At 33.8% G+C, this 19,518-nt stretch carries 17 protein-coding genes; 8 read left to right on the forward strand and 9 right to left on the reverse strand.

The genetic code is table 11. The features are described from left to right. Nucleotides 1–165 precede the first annotated feature (165 nt). Complete coding sequence (locus ACFS3A_RS11805; protein ID WP_379825684.1) at nt 166–1,638, forward strand: aminotransferase class V-fold PLP-dependent enzyme; 1,473 nt, start codon at nt 166–168, stop codon at nt 1,636–1,638. Between the two features lie 238 nt (nt 1,639–1,876). Next, entirely contained in the window at nt 1,877–2,353 is a 477-nt protein-coding gene (locus tag ACFS3A_RS11810) for a cupin domain-containing protein (protein WP_379825686.1), read from the forward strand. A gap of 156 nt (nt 2,354–2,509) precedes the next feature. Here the strand turns inward: ACFS3A_RS11810 and ACFS3A_RS11815 are convergent, their stop codons facing one another. The 4 genes from ACFS3A_RS11815 to ACFS3A_RS11830 form a co-directional block, all read right to left on the reverse strand. Beyond that, nucleotides 2,510–5,725, reverse strand: a complete 3,216-nt coding sequence (locus ACFS3A_RS11815; protein WP_379825687.1) for a TonB-dependent receptor — start codon at nt 5,723–5,725, stop codon at nt 2,510–2,512. 301 nt (nt 5,726–6,026) lie between these two features. After that, nucleotides 6,027–7,394, reverse strand: coding sequence for an ATP-binding protein (locus tag ACFS3A_RS11820; protein WP_379825689.1), 1,368 nt, complete (start codon nt 7,392–7,394; stop codon nt 6,027–6,029). Beyond that, nucleotides 7,378–8,076: a response regulator transcription factor gene (locus tag ACFS3A_RS11825; RefSeq protein WP_379825691.1), complete on the reverse strand. Its 699-nt coding sequence runs from the start codon at nt 8,074–8,076 to the stop codon at nt 7,378–7,380. Before ACFS3A_RS11825 ends, ACFS3A_RS11820 begins: the two co-directional genes overlap by 17 nt. Nucleotides 8,077–8,111: 35 nt before the next feature. Continuing rightward, nucleotides 8,112–9,029: a bestrophin family protein gene (locus ACFS3A_RS11830; RefSeq protein ID WP_379825694.1), complete on the reverse strand. Its 918-nt coding sequence runs from the start codon at nt 9,027–9,029 to the stop codon at nt 8,112–8,114. A gap of 188 nt (nt 9,030–9,217) precedes the next feature. Between ACFS3A_RS11830 and ACFS3A_RS11835 the strand changes: the two genes are divergently transcribed. The 3 genes from ACFS3A_RS11835 (at nt 9,218) to ACFS3A_RS11845 (ending at nt 13,379) form a co-directional block, all read left to right on the forward strand. Next, nucleotides 9,218–9,997: a polysaccharide deacetylase family protein gene (locus ACFS3A_RS11835; protein WP_379825696.1), complete on the forward strand. Its 780-nt coding sequence runs from the start codon at nt 9,218–9,220 to the stop codon at nt 9,995–9,997. Between the two features lie 224 nt (nt 9,998–10,221). Further along, nucleotides 10,222–12,912, forward strand: coding sequence for a PAS domain-containing sensor histidine kinase (locus tag ACFS3A_RS11840; RefSeq protein ID WP_379825698.1), 2,691 nt, complete (start codon nt 10,222–10,224; stop codon nt 12,910–12,912). 2 nt (nt 12,913–12,914) lie between these two features. Then, entirely contained in the window at nt 12,915–13,379 is a 465-nt protein-coding gene (locus ACFS3A_RS11845) for a response regulator (protein ID WP_379825701.1), read from the forward strand. A gap of 6 nt (nt 13,380–13,385) precedes the next feature. On the opposite strand, the gene ACFS3A_RS11850 is transcribed toward ACFS3A_RS11845, so the two are convergent. Together ACFS3A_RS11850 and ACFS3A_RS11855 are read right to left on the reverse strand one after the other, a co-directional pair. Further along, nucleotides 13,386–13,874, reverse strand: a complete 489-nt coding sequence (locus tag ACFS3A_RS11850) for a hypothetical protein (RefSeq protein WP_379825703.1) — start codon at nt 13,872–13,874, stop codon at nt 13,386–13,388. A gap of 9 nt (nt 13,875–13,883) precedes the next feature. After that, nucleotides 13,884–14,171 carry a hypothetical protein gene (locus ACFS3A_RS11855; RefSeq protein WP_379825705.1) on the reverse strand — a complete coding sequence of 96 codons (288 nt, stop codon included), beginning with the start codon at nt 14,169–14,171 and terminating at the stop codon, nt 13,884–13,886. A 180-nt stretch (nt 14,172–14,351) separates the two neighbouring features. Here ACFS3A_RS11855 and ACFS3A_RS11860 point away from each other — a divergent pair, with 180 nt between their 5' ends. From ACFS3A_RS11860 to ACFS3A_RS11870, 3 genes are all read left to right on the forward strand, one after another. Beyond that, nucleotides 14,352–14,930 (forward strand): Crp/Fnr family transcriptional regulator, encoded by a 579-nt coding sequence (locus ACFS3A_RS11860; RefSeq protein WP_379825706.1) that lies wholly within the window; start codon nt 14,352–14,354, stop codon nt 14,928–14,930. Between the two features lie 158 nt (nt 14,931–15,088). Further along, entirely contained in the window at nt 15,089–15,946 is an 858-nt protein-coding gene (locus ACFS3A_RS11865) for an SDR family oxidoreductase (protein ID WP_379825709.1), read from the forward strand. A gap of 36 nt (nt 15,947–15,982) precedes the next feature. Further along, the gene (locus ACFS3A_RS11870) at nt 15,983–16,987 is read left to right on the forward strand and encodes a VOC family protein (protein WP_379825711.1); all 1,005 of its coding nucleotides are present in this window, start codon (nt 15,983–15,985) and stop codon (nt 16,985–16,987) included. Nucleotides 16,988–17,051: 64 nt separating this feature from the next. Here the strand turns inward: ACFS3A_RS11870 and ACFS3A_RS11875 are convergent, their stop codons facing one another. The 3 genes from ACFS3A_RS11875 to ACFS3A_RS11885 form a co-directional block, all read right to left on the reverse strand. Beyond that, nucleotides 17,052–17,843 carry an SDR family NAD(P)-dependent oxidoreductase gene (locus ACFS3A_RS11875; RefSeq protein WP_379825713.1) on the reverse strand — a complete coding sequence of 264 codons (792 nt, stop codon included), beginning with the start codon at nt 17,841–17,843 and terminating at the stop codon, nt 17,052–17,054. A 50-nt stretch (nt 17,844–17,893) separates the two neighbouring features. Then, a complete protein-coding gene (locus ACFS3A_RS11880; RefSeq protein WP_379825715.1) occupies nt 17,894–18,475 on the reverse strand; it encodes a TetR/AcrR family transcriptional regulator in 582 nt (193 codons plus the stop codon). A gap of 130 nt (nt 18,476–18,605) precedes the next feature. Then, nucleotides 18,606–19,505 carry a helix-turn-helix domain-containing protein gene (locus tag ACFS3A_RS11885; RefSeq protein ID WP_379825718.1) on the reverse strand — a complete coding sequence of 300 codons (900 nt, stop codon included), beginning with the start codon at nt 19,503–19,505 and terminating at the stop codon, nt 18,606–18,608. Nucleotides 19,506–19,518: the final 13 nt, after the last annotated feature.

The following is a 19,518-nucleotide window of genomic DNA, read 5'->3' on the forward strand; positions in this document are numbered from 1 at the left end:
CTTGTCATCCTGACGAAGGAAGGATCACACACGTAACTCGACCAAGATTGTCGATTCTGATTGTGGAGCCTCTTGTGTGATCCTTCCTTCGTCAGGATGACAAATAAAGAGGAAAAATTTAATAAAAACAGTAATAGAATATAGTTAATTTAAAATGATAAGGAAATGAATGCTATTGAGACAACAACAGAGCCAATTGAATTAGAGTGTTACTTCTCTAAGTTTAGAGAAAATACAGTAGGAATTGATCATACTTTTGAATCGGTTTATGGAGAACAAAATCTGGTTTATGCAGATTGGGTTGCCAGCGGAAGATTATACGTGCCAATCGAAGATATAATGCTCAATAAAATTGGTCCTATGATTGCCAATACGCATTCACTTTCAAGTCAGACCGGAAAGACTTCAACTTACGCTTATCAATACGCTAGAGACAGCATCAAAAAATCGGTAAACGCTAATGAGTCAGATGTTTTGGTTACAACTGGAACTGGAATGACTGCTGCGTTATCAAAATTACAGCGTATTATGGGTTTAAGAACTGCTTATGAAGAAGATAGACCTGTAGTTTTTATCACGCACATGGAACATCATTCCAATCAGGTTCCATGGTATGAAACCAATGCCGAAGTCGTAATTTTACCGCCCGACGAAAACAATTTGGTTGATCCAAAAGCACTTTCAGAAATAATTAAAAAATATGCAGACAGAAGTTTGAAAATAGGTTCGTTTACGGCTTGTTCTAATGTTACAGGAATCATTACACCTTATTATGAACTGGCGAAAATAATGCATCAAAACGGCGGACTTTGTTTTGTCGATTTTGCGGCTTCTGCACCTTATGTCAAAATCGATATGCATCCAAAAGATCCAGAACAACAATTAGATGCTATTTTCTTTTCGCCTCATAAATTTTTGGGCGGGCCAGGAACTACTGGAGTGTTGGTGTTTAATGAAAAATTATACCAATCTGATTTTCCAGATAATCCGGGAGGTGGAAATGTAAAATGGACTAATCCGTTAGGGAAATATTGTTACAGCGATGTTATAGAAGTTCGTGAAGATGGTGGTACTCCAGGATTCCTGCAAGTCATTAGAGCAGCTTTGGCTTTAGAATTAAAAGAGCAAATGGGAGTTTCTAACATCAAAAAAAGAGAAAAAGAGCTGTTGGATCTTTGTTTTTCTAGACTTCAAAAGATAAAAGGTTTATCGATTTTAGGAGACTTGACGACAGAACGAATTGGCTGTGTTTCTTTTGTGATTGAAGATATTCATTACAATCTGATCGTAAGACTTTTGAATGACCGTTTCGGAATTCAGGTTCGCGGTGGCTGGTCATGTGCGAGTACTTATGCTCATTATTTATTCAACATTAATGAAAAGAAATCGGCAGAAATTACAAATGAATTATTACAGCGAAATCAGACTAATAAACCGGGATGGGTTCGTTTATCCTTACATCCTATTACAACGAATGAAGAGCTTTTATATATCTGCGATGCGATTGAGAAAGTAGCTTCTAATTATAAAAAGTGGCAGAAAGATTATGAATATAATGCTGCAACAAATGAGTTTGAAAACCCTAAAATAAAAGATTCGATAACAAATGAAGTAAAAGATTGGTTTAAGTTAGATTAGTTAGTTAAACCTAACAGGTTTTCAAAATCTGTTAGGTTTTTTAAATTTTTGAAACACATAGAAACATAGATTTTTGTTATTATAAAAGGTAATCAAAAGAAACTAGTTTCTAACACATAGCTTTATGTTTACGAAGAATTTCTAAAGATAACAACTATGTTTATTTTAAATGAATGAAATGCCTTTGAACGCAAAGAAAAACTATGTTTCTATGTGTTTAAAATTAATTAAATAGAATATGAAAACAATTCCAAGAAGAGTCGTAACAGGTTTACGAAATGGAAAATCAATAATAGAACAAGATCATATCGTAACCAATGTTTCGGAGCATTTTCCGGGTTTAATTATTTCTGATATTTGGTCAACAGAGAGTACTCCTGCAACATTTGAAGAAAAAGAAATCGAAAACACGGCTTTTCCGAATACACCTAAAAACGGAAGTTATTTTCGTTATGTACAAATTCCGCCCGATAAAGATTTAGGAATTGTGGCACCCGAAGGTCAGCCTCATCCTTTAATGCATCAAACAGATACTTTAGATTATATCGTGATTTTGGCTGGTGAAATTTATCTTATCGTAGAGGAAGAAGAAACTTTATTGCAGGCTGGTGATATTGTAATTCAACGTGGCACCAATCACGCTTGGAGTAATCGGTCTGATTCTCCTTGTATTCAGTTAGCTGTTTTATTGGATGCGGGGAAGACGAAAGAGTAAAGAATATAGAGTAAAGAATATAGAGTAAAGAATATAGAGTAAAGAATATAGAGTAAAGAATATAGAGCAAAGATTAAAGAAAGTAGAATAAAGAAAAATCTCCCAGCTATTTAAAGGATAACTGGGAGATAATCAAAAAATAAACACAAACTATCTTTAGAACGAGTATCTTAAGCCAAGCTGTCCTTGGAATCTTGAAGCGAACTGATCTATTGTATAAGGTGTAGAAGTTGGTTTCTGGAAAGTGTAAGTTGGATCGCCTGTTGCAACTCCGCCTAAGTTTCCAGATTTAGTTAAACCAATACTTGCTGTTGAATTATAAGTGTTTGGAACGAAATAGCTTCTTCCCCAATCTTTATTGATAAGGTTTCCGATATTGGCCATGCTGAATGAAATTTGAAAAGTTCCTACTTTAGTCACTTTAATTTCATCCATTAATTTTAAGTCAGCCTGAATGTTCCATGGAGTTGTATCACCATTTCTTTGAGTGAATGTTCCTCTTCTGCTTTTTAAATAATCATTTCCGTTAATGAATGCTTCGTAATCTGCTACTTGCTGTGCTGCCGTAGCTGAAGGAACTCCTGCAGAACTTACCCCAATATATTTTGCTGCTTCTGCCGCATCTTTAAAGATATAAGCTAATCCTGCTGCTTGTCCTGTTCCTGCAATGGTAGAGTTTACAAATCCCCATGAGAATGGATTTCCTGATTGTGCATTAAAGTATACGTTAGCAGAGAAAGTGTTGTTTTCAGCTAATTTTACTGCATATCCAACATTAGAAACAATTCTGTGTTTAATGTTGAAGTTTGAAGTTGCCAATTGAGGATCATTTGGAGTTAATGATTGGTTCATTTGGAAGTTACTTTCCATAGAGTTACGAATTCCGTTTGTAACGTCTTTAGAATCTCCGTACGTATAAGCTACCATAAAGTTAAGACCAAAATCGTATGTTTTAGAAATCATTTCTGTGATGCTGTAACGGTATCCTTTATTTGTATTAGACAACAAATAAGCATTTGAAAAAGCTGAATTGATATTTGCTGCATAAATTGGCATCTCATGTTTGGTATCGTAAGAGAAATAAGTTGGATTATCCATTTTGTTTACCTGTTGGAATTCAAGATCACGAATTACTTTAGTGTACATTCCTTCAGTAGTAAATTTATAGCCGTTGATGATTTTGTCTATTGCAAGTGAGTTTCTTAAAACAGCCGGCATTTTAAATTTATTGTCAATTAAATCTGCCTGAACTTTTGGAGTTGCATCGTGGTATCCGTTTAATCCGTTTGGAGTCAAAGGATCTCCAGCAGCAGCAACCTGAGCAGCAGTTAGGTTGTTTTTGTCATAGCTTCCGTAACCTACACCATCATTATAGTAAGCATATCCTAACCATGCAAAAGGAACTCTACCTGTAAATACTCCAGATCCACCTCTTAAAACTAGTGTTTTGTCTTCGTCAACATTATAAGTAAATCCGATTCTTGGAGAAACTAAAGCGGAACCGAAAAAGTTGTTTTTGATTTGGCTTAAAGGTGTATAAGAATAAGTTGTTCCGTAATTTGGATCTGCCGGTGAGTTTTGAACCTGCGCGCTTAATTTTGGTTTAGTCGGCATATCAGTGTAATCTACTCTCACACCTGGAGTCACTTTTAATTTGCTTCCAATTCTAATTTCATCCTGAACATAAGCACTGTAAAGATTTACATTAAATTGTGCATACGGATTATTGAAAATTTGATCTCTTGTAGAACCATCAAATGGATAAGTTCCACGTACACGAGTTGGTAATTTATTATAGAAATCAGCAAGAGATTTGTATGAAATTCTTCCGTTAAGTGCATTTACAAATCCGTAGTTGATATCGTAGAATTCGTTGTGCGTACCAAACAATAAAGTATGATTTCCTGTTTTGTAAGTAAGGTTATCAGTGATTTCAGTTGTATTCTGTTTCATATTGAAAACAGTAGCTTCACGATCATTTCCTAAGAAAATAGTTCCACCATTGTAACCAATTTCTGTTTGTGGAAACATAACGTTGTTTGATTTTGGATCACGGTAATCTTTAATTGCAGAATAACTTGCTATGAAAGAGTTAGACCATTGGCTGTTGAAATGGCTTTTTAATTCTAAAACCGTACTGATCGCTTGGTTTTTCTGCGTAAAATCCATTCCTGAGAATCTAAAGTTTGCCGCATCACGCTCTAGGTTTGTTGCTTGAGAAATTACGGTATTGTTTCGTAATGAAATAGAGTGTTTGTCATTAATTTTCCAATCTAATTTATTGAAGAATTTCTGGCTTTTAGAAAAGTTATTGTAAGCACCATAAGTTCCCGGATCGAAACCGTAGTTTGTTTTAACAAAATTTGAGATTTGTTCAGCAGTAGTATTATCCAACAATGAAGTTAGTTTTCCAGCTGAATTAGTTTGTCCTGCATTATAGAAAATTGGATCTGTTCTTTCTGCATATTCCATATTGGTAAAGAAGAACAATTTGTCTTTTACAATTGGAAGTCCTACTCTAAAACCAACTTGGTAATCGCCGAAAGCACTTGGCATTTTTGAACCGTCACCGGCATTGTTAGGGCCAGTAATTGCAGCACTTCTTCCGTAGCTGTAAATAGATCCTGTTACGGTGTTTGTACCGCTTCTTGTTACAGCATTTACGCTTCCTCCTAAAAAGTTTCCTAATTTAATATCGTAAGGAGCAATGTAAACCTGAATATCCTGAATCGCATCTAAACTGATAGAGTTAGAACGAGTACTGCTTCCCGGCATTCCGGAAGTTCCGGATTGTCCTCCTAAAGATGGACTGAAACCAATAGCATCATTATTAATAGAACCGTCAATCGTTACGTTATTGTATCTAAAGTTAGTTCCAGCAAAAGAGTTATTAGAACTTTGTGGAACAAGTTTGGTAACATCCTGAATTCCTCTGTTGATTAACGGAAGACCATTTACTTGTTTTTCGCTAATATTAGTACCATTGTTTTTAGAAGAAGGTTTAGAACCTGTTATAACTACTTCTTCCAAAACATTGTTATCGGCTTTGCCAACTACAATTGTTGGTAAATCATTATCTCCTAAAGCTAAATGAATTTGAGCATTAGAATAATCTTTGGTACCTGAACTTTTAATTTCTAATTCATAAGGCCCGCCCGCATTTAAGTTTTCGAAACTAAAGCGTCCTTGCTTGTCTGTTACAGCTTTGTAAACTGCATTTGTAGGTAAATGTGTCAAGGTTACTTCAGCACCTGTAAGAGGGCTTGTACCATCATTAACTCTGGCGGATAAAGATGAGGTTGTAATTTGGGCAAAAATGTTCCCTATAGTTAGGAGCATTAAAGCCGAAAAAAAGAGTCTTAGTTTTGTCATGTTGTTTATTAGTTTTTATTTCACGACAAATAAAATCTCTTTACTTCGATTCGATTTAAGGCTAATGTTAACGAAAAATCAAAAAACAATTCTTTGTTAAATTAAGATAACCAAGATGTTATTTGATAAAAAAACAGCTAGCCCTTTAAAATCAACAGGTTTGTGTTAAAGCCCATAAAACAAGTGATTAGACTTAGATTTAAAGTAGATTAGAGATAGATTAGAGTATTATGCCAATGTTACCAAACTTAAAAAACCGAATTTTAGAAGAATAAAAAAGCAATAAATTTTATCTAAAAAATTAGGTAAATGAGAGCGAAAAAACAGTGCCTTTTTCCAGTTCAGAATCTACGGTTAAAGTAATGTTGTGACGCTTCAAGATCTGCATGGTAATAAAAAGACCTAATCCCTGACCTTGAATATGTCTGGTACGATCACTTCTAAAAAATAAATCAAAAATAGATTCGATATCTTTCTTGTCAATTCCAGAACCCTGATCTATAATTTTTAAAAGAAGCTTTCCATTGTCTTCTAATGCAATTATGTTTACTGGTAAGGGAAATGAAAACTTAATGGCATTGTCTATAATATTATAAAGTGCAATAAAAATCATATGTTTGTTGGCATGCACAGTCAATAAATCTTCATTGTTTATAATCGCATCCAGATTAAGCGCTATTTTGACTGTTGGATATTCTATGGCTTTCTTTTCTAGTATGCTCCACAGAATTTCATCAATTCTGATGTTTTCCATTTGATGGGGTTCTGAAAGTTCCAGTCCTGAAAGAATCAATAATCCGTCTAAAGTATATTTTAAATGGAGTGTATCTTTTCTAAGCGATTTTAGTATTTCTTCATATTGTTCGTTCGTTCTGCTATGCTGTAAAGCAACTTCAATATCACCTATTATAATAGTAAGCGGTGTTTTGAGTTCGTGAGAGGCATTTTTAAGGAAATTTTTCTGTATGGTGACACCATTTTCCAGTCTTTCCAAAAGATAATTAAAAGTAGTAATCAATTCCTTTATTTCATCTTTTCCACTAACAGCTGGCATTTCGAGTCTTGAATGCAGGTTTTCTGTTGTAATCGTGTTTACTTTTGAAATGACATCTTCAAAAGGCCTGAAAGTCTGCCTGGACAAAAATCTTCCTAAAAGGTAATTAAGCGCAATTCCAACGAGATAAAAGAATATAAATACAATGGCCAGCCTTTCGAGCTGCTGATTTCCGACATCATCAATTCCCGAAACAACAATAATAAAATCACCTTGATTGTCCTTGTAATACAGTCCTGTAAATTGACGATTGTCTATAGAAAAATTTAATATTCTATCTTTTGAAATAGCTTTTAATTCATGGTCACTTAATTTAACTGGCACATCATCATGCAAATACACTTTTTTGCTTTTTGCATTGTAGATTCTGATAGATTGATTCGTTATTCTATTATACTGGGTTTCTATTTCCTCATAACTAACGCTGTCTACTTTAGTAATTTCATCTTTTTCAAAATAGAAAAAGGCAGTTATTAAGGCGCTGTCTTCTAATCTTTCATAATAAAGATCTTTTCGGTGGCTTTTAAAAAGCAAAAAAGATCCGATGAGAAGAAGTCCGACAATAAAAGCAAACAATATTGTAGAATTTAATGCTAGTTTATTCTTGAGATTCATGGGACTTCTTTTTTAGCATATACCCAGTTCCTTTTACAGTATGAATAAGTGGTTCCGAAAAGTTCTTGTCCACTTTATTTCTTAAGTAATTTATATAAACATCTACAGTATTGGTATTCATATCTAAATCCAGATTCCAAACCGCTTCTGCAATGGCAATTCTTGAAAGTGCTTTTTCTCTGTTTTTCATAAAGAAAATCAAAAGTTTGAGTTCTCTTGATGAAAGATTCAATTCTTTCCCATCTCTTGAAGCACTTTGTTCTTTCATATTGATTTCAATTCCTGCATACGATTGAAAATCCAAAATTCCCGAACTAAATTCTGCGCGACGAAGCTGCGCATTGATTCGGGCCAAAAGTTCTTCAAATAAAAAAGGTTTAGCCAAATAATCATCGGCTCCAGCCTGTAATCCTTTAATTTTTTCTTGAGGCGTATCTAGAGCACTAAGAATAAGGATTGGGACGATTATTTTTCTTTTTCGTAAAATCTCACAAACCTCAAAACCTGTAATATCAGGAAGCATGATATCGAGAATAATAATATCAAAGTCATTTTCTGTAACCGCAGCAATTGCTTCGAATCCTTTAGAAACGGTTTTAACCTGATAAAGATGTTCTTCCAAACCTCTTAAAATAAAAGAGGCCACTCTTGGATCGTCTTCAACTAATAGTACTTTATTCATGGATGAATAGTGTTGCTCAATATAATAGTGCAATTTTAGGTAATATAATAATCACTATTTGTTTTTACGGGATTAATTTTTTTACCATTTAATTCTAGTAGTGTATTTTCGATCATTTCAGACATTGCATCTAAAGCAAGATCATTGGGTTGTATGCCAAAAGGATCTTCTAATTCATCGGCAATAGCTTCAAGGGCAACAAAAGTATAGGCAATAAATACAATTATGAAAGGTGTAATCCAGCCTAATGTTTCAACAAATCCAAAAGGAAGCATAAAACAATAAATGTAAACGGTGCGGTGCAATAATACACTATAAGTATACGGGATAGGAGTGCTGGCAATTCGCTCGCATCCGCCAACAATATCCGAAAGTTTGTTTAGATTTTCTTCAAAAGCCAATTGTGTAATACTATCGATTTTACCTTCTGCTTTTGCTTTTTTGATCCAATTTCCGAGTTCTCTTAAAATGATGATAGGTTTAAAACGAACCTCTTTTAGACTTTCTGCAAATTCGTTTTTCAAAAGACGTTTCAAATCTTCCTCAGAATCGGTATGTCTAAGCTGATGTTTGAGACTATAAACCAAGGCAATAAGGAGATTGACAAATTCATCTCGTTTGGTTTCATATTCTTTATCATTAATAAGAGAAATGCTTTGTCTGGCAAGAGAACGGGTATCGTTAAGAAGTGCACCCCAGAGTTTTCTTCCTTCCCAAAAACGGTCATAACTTACATTGTTTCTGAAACCCAAAAAAATAGCAAGTGTTATTCCAAATAAAGTAAAAGCGGCCGGATTGATATGCAGATTATGTTCCAGTAAAAAAGCTTTAAAATAAACTACTGCAAGAGAAAACAGCAGTAATAAGAGGAGTCTTGGAAGTAATTGAGGTAAGACAGAGCCGTTCCACTCAAAAAGCATTTTGAACCAATTCGTTTTTTTCTTGATAATCATTGGATGAGTACGAAATTATGATACTATAAAAGTAATTAAAAGTATAGTATTTTGGAGTATAAAAACAGCGGTAATATTTGTTTTTGTTAATTGGAAAAGAATAAGCAAAAGAGTTCAAAAAGTTTTATATTTGAGAGATACTATTCTACAAAAGCACAATCGAAGTTTCATTTTAATTCAAACACTTTATGAAGATATTTTTTATTAGAGCAATGTTGTTTTTAATGTTCTTAACTTTTTTTTCCTGTGATACCAAAAAGCAAAAGCCTGAACCCAAAGCATACGAAGCAGGTGTAATTTTATCTTTTGACGATGCTTATGTCGATGAATGGGCCGAAGCCGATAGTGTTTTGAAAAAGTATAACTGGCGAGCTACTTTTAATGTCTGTAGAATAGATTCTATTGGAGCTCCTGAAATTAAAAAGCTTCTGGAAATGCAAAAATATGGACACGAAATTGCTGGTCATGGATATCATCATTATAATGCGGTAAAATTTGTTCAGCAAAACGGAATAGATGCTTACATGCAGCAGGAAATAGATCCAATGATTGTTTCTATGAAAAAGAAAGGTTTTAAAGTGACATCTTTTGCTTATCCTTATGGTGAAAGATCGGAGGAACTGGATAAAGCTTTATCTCCTGATTTTAAAATTATAAGAGGAAGGGCATTTGGTGGTGAAGCACCGGAAAAACAAGACAGCTATTTCAATAATTCAAAAATTGTCTTTGCTTTTGATATTGATAACAGCCATATTCATTTTAGTATTCCGTATCTTTTAGAATTATTAGATTATGCTAAAAAGAATGATAAGATTTTGATTTTATGCAGTCATAAACCAGTTAAAGAAGTAACCGAAAATTATCAGACCAAAATTGAAACTTTAGAATTTGTCTGTAAATACATGAAGCTTAATAATCTTAAGTTTTACACTTTGTCAGATTTAGATGATTTACTTCCAGAAAAATGACAGATTTTAACTTCATTAAGTCTTACTAAAAATAGAACCCTGAAGCAGTTTTAAATACCGTTGCAAATAATTTATTACATGTAATAAAATTAATTATATTAGCTTTTACAAAGGGAAGTGAGTATCTCTTTTTTTCACTATCTAAGAACAAATTGAAATCAAATATACTAGTGTTTGACAAGACAATTTAAACTAACCGTGCTTTTTATACAGTAAGTGGAACAATGGAGTTAACAGAGAATCAAAATTTATTTCAAACCGTTTTTGACTCAACAGCCAATGGCATTGCCATAATCCAGCCTGTGTATAGTAATGGGGAAGTCTCCGATTTTTCGATATTGTTTTTAAATGTTTATGCCTTAAAACAAACTAATGATTTAGATTATAAAGGCAGACTTTATACTGATGTTTTTCCCGGTATAAAAGACAACGGAATCCTTGAAAAATTTATTCATACAGCATCAACAGGTATTGTATCAGATTTTGAATCCAAATATACCACCAATGGCTTAAGGTATTGGTTCAGATTTGCAGTTGTAAAACAAGGAGAGATAGTAATTGTTACTACAGAAAATTTAACCAAAAGAAAAAAGACAGAGATAGCCCTAAAAAGTGCTCTGGAAACTGCCGAAAAACAGACCCGATTTTATCATTCGATTACTAATACGACTCCGGATTTAGTATATGTTTTTGATCTTTCCTATAAATTCACTTATGCAAATAAAGCTTTACTCTCCATGTGGGGAAAATCTGCTGAAGAGGCTATTGGTAAGGGATTAAGAGATAATGGATATGAAGAATGGCATGCTGCAATGCACGAAAAGGAAATTGATGAAGTAGTTTCCACAAGAAAATCAATTAGAGGAACAGTATCTTTTCCGCATGCCGAATTAGGTGTCAGAATTTACGATTATATTTTTGCGCCGGTTTTTAATGAAGAAGGTGAAGTCGAAGCAATTGCCGGAACAACCCGCGACATCACAGAAATAAAACAGGCGCAGGAACAACAGTTTTTAGCAGCCAAAAAGATAGAAGAAAGCGAAGCGACTTTAAAATCGATGATAGACCAAACGCCGTCTCCAACTTTAGTATTAATGGGAGATGATTTGGTTATAAAGCAAATCAATAAACATATGCTTGCCATGATTGGACGTGGTGAAGAAATCATTGGAATGCCACTAATTGATGTTTTGCCCGAATTAAGAGGACAATATGTTTGGACTCAGGTTCAAAACGTTTATAATGAAGGAACTCCTTTTGATCAAAGTGAAGTTCTGGTTCAGCACAATCGAACAGGTGTCATGCGTGATTACTATTATAATCTGGCCTATCGTCCGTTGATTGAAGAGGGCAAAATAACCGGAATGATTCAGGTGGCGGTTGATGTTACAGAACAAGTTGTAGCACGCAAGAAAATGGAAGAGAGCGAAAACCGTTTTCGGGTTTTGGTCAATGCTTCGTCTGATTTTGTTTATCGAATGAATGCGGACTGGACAGTAATGCGCAATCTGGAAGGAATCGATTTGCTTTCTGATGAAGGAGATGTCGTTTTAAACTGGATTGATAAATTCATTTATATTGAAGATCAGGAAAAAGCTTTAAAACTTATTAATGATGCCATTGCAAATAAAAAAATATTTGAGATGGAACATAGAGCTTTAAAACCGGATGGTACTTTAGGCTGGACATTCTCAAGAGCAATTCCAATATTAGATGAACAAAATAACATAATAGAATGGTTTGGAGCAGCAGGTGATATTTCGTCTCAAAAAGAAGTGCAGCGAATCATTAAAGATAGTGAAGAAAAATTCCGACAGCTGGCAGATCTGGTGCCTCAGGTAATCTGGACAGCCAAACCAGACGGTTATGTAGATTATTACAATAAACGCTGGTACGAATATACCGGACTTGATGAAGAAAAATTTGGAGATCAAAGCTGGGTTCCTATGTTGCATCGCGACGATGTATTGCCGGTATTAGAAGCCTGGTATATAAGCGTGCAGGGAGGAACAAGTTATCAGCTTGAATTTCGATTAGAGAATAAAAATACAGGTCTGTACCGATGGTTTTTAAGTAAAGCAGTTCCTATTCGGGACAAAACCGGAGTCATTGTAAGATGGTTTGGAACTTGTACAGACATACACGAACAAAAAACAATTACCGAAAAATTAGAAAGTCTCGTTGCCGATAGAACCAAAGAATTACAGAGATCTAATGAAGATTTGCAACAGTTCGCTCATGTAGCTTCTCACGATTTAAAAGAACCGGTACGAAAGATAAAAACGTTTACGAGCAGACTCGAAGAACATCTGGAAGGAAAACTTGATGAATCTGCGGCGAGATTTATTGGAAGAATTCATGTCGCTGCAGATCGTATGTTTAATATGATCGATGGGGTTTTAATGTATTCTAAGATTAATGCCAATTTGCAAAAGGCTACATTGGTGGATCTTAACGATGTTTTAAAAAATATCGAAAGTGATTTAGAAGTCTCTTTACAAAATACAAAAGGAGAAATCCATTATAATGATCTTCCGAAACTGGAAGGAGCTTTGGTGTTGTTGTACCAGCTTTTCTATAATTTGATTAATAATTCTATTAAATTTGCTAAAAATGGAGTGCCGCCTAAGATTACAATATCCTCAAAAATAATAATGGAGAATCAGAAAGTGATTGCTCTAATGACGGTTGAGGATAATGGAATTGGTTTTGAAAATGAGCAATCTGCACAAATTTTTGAAACTTTTACACGGCTTAACTCTAAAGATGTTTATGAGGGAACCGGTTTAGGATTGTCTCTTTGTAAAAAAATAGTGGAGCGGCACGGAGGAAGTATTACAGCGGTCGGAAGACCTTATGCAGGAGCGGTATTTACAATAAAGCTTCCTTTAAAGCAACAAGATAATGGAATTTAAGTATGAGCAAAAAAATAATTTTACTGGCTGACGACGACACGGATGATACCGAAATGTTTTGTGAGGCATTAGAAGAAATAAATGAAAATATTACCTGCCATTGTGCAGAAAATGGAAGTCAGGCGTGGAAGATATTAAATCAGATTAACGAAAAACCACAACTGATTTTCCTGGATCTTAATATGCCGGTTATGAATGGCTGGGATTGTCTTAAGTTAGTAAAACAAGATTCCCATTATAAAGATATACCGGTAATTATGATTTCTACTTCTTCTCATAAAAATGATATCGAAATGGCTTCCAAACTGGGATCTGTTTGTTATTTGGTAAAACCGAATAGTTTTAATGGCCTCAAGCAATTGCTGAAAATAATTACATCTAATCTAGGAGATAACTTAAAACAGGCTTTAATAAACCTGAAAGAAAGTGATCCGGATCATATTTTTATTTGTGATCAAAATCAATAAAAAACATTAATCTTTTTTTACTTCTAACTGTATTTTGAATTTCCCGTAATAAGGATTTTCAGCCATTAACGAATGTCCAATAACTAAGATGTAGTTTCCTTTCTGTTTTAGTGGAATTTTTAAATCCATTCCAAACGGCCCTTCTGAAGTTTTATCTGGAAAAATAATTTGATTGAAGCGAATGTTTCCTTTACCTGTTGCCGGAATAATTTCGGCTTGTAACTGACCTGAAATTTCACTTTTGAATTTTACATATAATTTTGAATGGAGAGAATCTAAGCTGCTCTCAGCTACAAACTGGTTTTCTTTATTTTGAAAATTCATGAAAATAGTGTCACCTGTTTTTTTATTCTCTTGCTCTTTTTTCTCTTTATTTAAGGTTGTAGAAGAGTCAATAGGAGTAGTGCTGCTTTCCTTCTGAGGAATAGTACCATTTTCCCTTTTTTGACATGAAAAAAATAATATCGCAATTAAAAGCAGTGACAAATTTTTCATACTGTTTTTTTAGTTGATCATTTCAAAAGTTCCCGGATTTTCTTCGTTCGCATCGTATTCTACTGCAAGATTTCCGTCCGAATCTTCTTCTTCCCAGTCATTTTCATCATATTCTAATTCGAAATCATCCTCAAGGTTGTCTTCCAGTTCGCCAAGTTCCAGATTATAATGGTTAGAAGCTGTTAGTCTGGTATTATAATCACCATCAAGATAATCGTCATAATTTAATAATAACTGTTCTTCGTATGAATTCATTTCGTTAGAAAATTCATCAGATAAATAATTTTCGGATCTCATATCAATCAATTTTGAAATTAATAATTATTGATGTCTAATTCTGTAATTAGATTATCCTAAAAATACTTCTTCAAACTACTTATTGTTTTATATAATTTTCGTGGTACGTTGTTAAATTTACATTTGATATGAAATAAGATTAATTCATTTTTCCCGAACTTTTCTATAATTTTACAGTCTATGTATGAAATCTTCCAAAAATATCTAGACGATAAAACAACACTGACACCGTCAGAATCTGATTATATTCAATCATTTGCCATTATTAAAAAATTACGTAAACGACAGTATCTGCTTCAGGAAGGAGATGTTTGGAAATACGATGCTTTTATAACAAAAGGCTGTTTGCGAACTTATTCTGTTGATGAAAAAGGAAGTGAACATGTAAATAGTTTCAGTGTAGAAAATTGGTGGACAGGAGATAGGGAGAGTTTATTACTTCAGCAGCCGTCACGCTTTAATATTGACGCTATTGAAGACAGCGAACTGGTGTTGTTTACACATGAGAATTTTGAAATGCTTTGCAATGAAATACCGGCATTTAATAATATGGTAAATGCTATCCTGCAAAAAAGCTTTATAGCAGCTCAAAATCGAATTCAGGCTTCACTAAGTTTTACTGCAGAAGAAAAATATTTAAATTTTATAACAAAATATCCGGGATTTGCTTCACGAATTCCACAAGCCATGATTGCCTCTTATCTTGGAATGACGCCCGAAACATTAAGCCGTATACGCAAACAAACCGCAAAAAAATAATCAGGGAGCTTTTAAGCTCCTTTTTTTATGCCTTATTTCAAAACTCTTGATCTATATCAAGTTTTTACTTATTTCTAATCAATGTACAGGTTTTGCACTTGGCGCAACTTTGTAATGTTCAAAAGAAACAAATTTTATAACATTAAAAATTAGAAATCATGTCAAAAACAATTTTCATTACAGGTACAAGTTCAGGATTTGGAAAACTTACAGCTATAACATTGGCAAATGCCGGTCATTCAGTAATTGCAGGAATGCGAAATACAAAAGGTAAAAATGCAGCAGCAGCAAATGAGCTTTCGGGAGTTTCAAATATTGAAGTCGTAGATATTGATATTACAGATGATGTTTCTGTAAAAGAAGCATTTGAAAAAGTACTTATTAAATACGGAAAAATCGATGTATTAATTAATAATGCGGCAGTAAGCGGTTTTGGTTTGCTTGAAGGTTATTCAATCGATCAGGTACGTAAAATGTTTGAAGTAAACGTTTACAGTGTGCTTCGTACTTATCAGGCTGTTCTGCCTTCTATGAGAAAAGAGAAAAACGGACTTATTATTAACATTACTACCGGAGCAAGCGGACATACACTTCCTTTTATGATTCCTTATATATCTTCAAAATTGGTAGTAGAAAGTTTTACAGAAGGACTTCAGGATGAACTTGCCGATTACGGAATTGAAAACGTTAGTATCCAACCAGGAGTTTATCCTACTGAAATGAATAACGGTTCAAAAGCGGGTATCAATGCAGATAAACAAGAAATTTTAGAAGAATATGGTGATACGGCAACAGAAAAATTCAACGCTTTAGGTACTGCTTTGTTTGGTAAAATGGCTCAGTTTGATATGAATCCGCAGACTATTGCCGATGGAATTTTAGAATTGGTTAATATGAAAAAAGGAGAGAGACCACTTCGTTTTCCACTTGATGCCATTGCACAAGGAACCGATAAAGAATTTATAGAAGCACGTGCAGCTATTAAAGCAAAATGGTTAGCAGCTTACAGTAATTAATTTTCATTCATTAAAAAATAGATAAAATAGTAAATCATGAAAACACATTATAAATCAAATCAAAAAGTACAAACATCAGCAATTGCTTTATTGAATCTATTCTTTTTCTTTTCAGCTTCAGAGAAAGCAGCCGCTCAAAATAATGCAGGAATTTTAGGAATCGATCATGTTGGAATTAATGTTCCAGATTTAAATCAGGCAATACCATTTTTTAGTGACGTTTTGGGTTTTACACCCGTAACACAACTAGGCCCAATACCTTTAGATACCAATTGGAAAGAAGCAAATCATATCAATCCGAATACAGGAGCGGTAACCATAAAAATGATAAATGCCGGAACTGGTGCAAGCATTGAAGTATTTAGTTATGCCGATAACAAAGGCAGTAAAGTGCATCCTAATTCTGATGATATTGGAGCTTCTCATATTGCTTTTTATACATCGGATATAAATGCGTCAGTAAAATACCTAAAAAGTAAAGGCGTAAAAGTATTAGGAGAACCATTTTTAACTCCATCGGGAGATACTGCAGGTGAATCATGGGTTTATTTTGAAACACCTTGGGGTTCTAAAATGGAATTAGTTTCGTATCCAAATGGAAAAGGGTATGAAAAATCGAATCCGAAAACAGTTTTATGGTCGCCAAAAAATAATTCTCATCAAAAAACATCAAACAAAGATTTCGATACTAAAAGAAATACGGAAATAATCGAAAATCATTTGAAAATCTGGAATGAAAAAGAGGAAGCGAAACGTAATGCTTTATTAGATCAATTTTATGCTTCTGATGTTGAGATGATAGACCGTCATTTCATAGCAATAGGGCAGAAGGAAATCAGTAAATTTATTGTAGAACTTCAGCAAAAAAATCCTGATTTCAGTTTTAGTGCTAAATCGTTGGAAACAAATCATAATATCGTTCGTTTGTATTGGCAATTTGGGTCAAAAACAAAACCAGCTGTGGTTTCTGGAATGGATTTGTTTGTAATTGAAAATGGCAAAGTGCAGAAGTTGTATGTTTTTGTTGATGAGAAAAAATAAATGATAAATTCTTCTACAAGAATTTAAAAAGCCAGAAAGTATTTTTCTGGCTTTTTAATTGGTATTAAATCGTTTTTAAAACACCTCCATCAGCTCTTAATGATGAACCATTAGTTGCTACAGCTAAAGGACTTGAAAGATAAACTGCGAGCGAAGCAATCTCATTTGGATTTATAAAACGCTGTAATAAAGAATGCGGATTGGTCTGCTGCATGATGATGTTCTTCATTTGTTCGGTTTCGATGTTTTGCATAGATGCGATTTGTTCTATGGTTGACGCTACGCCATCAGAATAAGTTGGTCCGCCTAGAATTGTATTTACGGTAACCTCAGTTCCAATTGTGAGTTTAGATAAACCATTGCTCACTGCTGTCATTGCTGCTTTTGTCATTCCGTAATGAATCATATTTCCCGGAATGTTGACTCCGGATTCACTGCTGATAAAAATAATTCTTCCTGTTTTTTTCTCAAGCATTTGCGGTAAGAGCTTTTTCGAAAGACGAACACTGCTCAATACGTTAATTTCAAATATTTTGTACCAATCTTCCTCTTCAATGTCTTCAAAATTTTTTAAATCGAAAATTCCAACGTTATTAATTAAGATATCAATATCATTTAATTGGTTTAATAAATTGGTTACTTCCTCTTTCTTTCCAAAATCAGCTTTAATGCCTGAGATTTTTGCATCAGGAAATTCAGATTGTAATTTTTGAACTGCCAGTTTTGTTTTTTCTTCATTTCTACCATTGATAATTACTTCAGCTTTTTCAGCTACTAATTGCTGTGCAATCGCGTACCCAATTCCTTGTGTTGAACCGCTTATAAAAGCTCTTTTTCCTTCTAATTTTAAATTCATCTTTATTATATTTATTTTTGTAATGATCAATACATAAATAGTTAAAAAAATTAGCTGATAACAGCTAATTGCATTTCGATTTGATCTTTTAGGACATTTTCGTCGGGATACATTCTTCGGAGTGTATTGAGTCCGCACCAAAATGTGATGAGGTATTTTCCCAGAATTTCGGGAGAAGTTTTTGTTTTTATAGTTCCTTTTAGTTGTTCCAATTTTATCACTTCGATAAACATTTGTTCAACCTCTTTTAAAATCTGAACAGCGCTGGATTCGAGATCTTCATCGATAAAAGTCATTTCGACAACGGTATTGGCTATTATACAGCCTTTTAAATGTTCGTTTTGATCCGCTTTTGCAATACTTCTGAAAAAATCTTTTATTAATTCTAATGGAGATTCGCTATTGCTTAATTCATTTTGAAATGAAGTGAAAGCCAGCCGACGTTCCTGAACAGCTTTCTGAAAGACTTCTTTTTTTCCTCCTTTAAAAGTATTATAAAAGCTTCCGGCGCCCGCACCAGTTGCCTTTTGTAAATCACTTAAAGAGGTTGCATTATACCCTTTCTGCCAAAAAACTTCCTGCGCTTTTTTTATGATATTAGAATCTTCATAAATTGTAGGTCTTCCTCTCATCGTGTTTTATTTTGTAATGATTAATACAAAATTATATAAAAATTAGTTTTATACCAATTTTCAACTGAATTATTTATAAATAAAAGTAACAGAACATTCATTTATAGCGAAGTGTTCTGTTATTTGAAATCTAATAATTTTTAATTTTTTCACGAAATTCAAGAGGAGCCATGTGCGTTCTTTTTTTAAAAAACGTGCTGAAAGATTGCGGATGTTCAAAACCAAGATCATAAGCAATTTCACTTACGGACAAAGTAGTTGCTGATAATTTTTCTTTGGCCTTATTGGTAAGCTTTTCGTAAATATGTTCTTTTGTATTTCGGCCGGTATGAATTTTCAGGAAATCGCTAAGATAATTGGGCGAAAGATTCAGAGCTTCGGCAATTAAACTGACGCTTAGAAGACTTTTTTCTACTGTATCATTATTGTAATAATCATTGATAAATCTTTCAAATTTTGTAAGCAGTGCATGGCTGTTGTTTTTTCTCGTTAGAAATTGTCTTTCGTAGAATCGGCTTGAATAATTTAGAAGTAAATCGATCTGCGATAAGATGATATCCTGAGTATGACGGTCAATATGCTGACATTCTTTATCAATTCTATCCATAATTTCGATGAGATATTTTTCTTCCTGTTCAGACAAATGCAAGGCTTCGTTTACGGCATAGGAGAAAAAACCAAAATCAAAGATTCTCTCTGCCAGCGGATGTTTTAAAAGAAAATCTTCATGAAATATCAACAAATAACCTGCTCCGCACTCCATAGTATGAAAATCCAGATACTGCACCTGATTGGGAGCAGTAAAACTGAGTACGCCTTTATCATAATCATAATGTCCCTGACCATACCTAATTTTCCCTTTCGCCTCTCTTTTTAAAGCGACACAATAAAATTTATTGACAAAACCTTTCCAAATTTCATCTTCCAGAAAAATACTTTCAGATAAATTAATTACACTCACCATTGGATGTTTAGGCTCTGGAAGCGAGAGTAAGCGGTGAAAAGCAGATACAGATGCAATCGTGTTCATAACAGCGTCTTTT

It is taken from the genome of Flavobacterium notoginsengisoli, from assembly GCF_042686225.1.
In the GTDB taxonomy this organism is placed as follows: domain Bacteria; phylum Bacteroidota; class Bacteroidia; order Flavobacteriales; family Flavobacteriaceae; genus Flavobacterium; species Flavobacterium notoginsengisoli.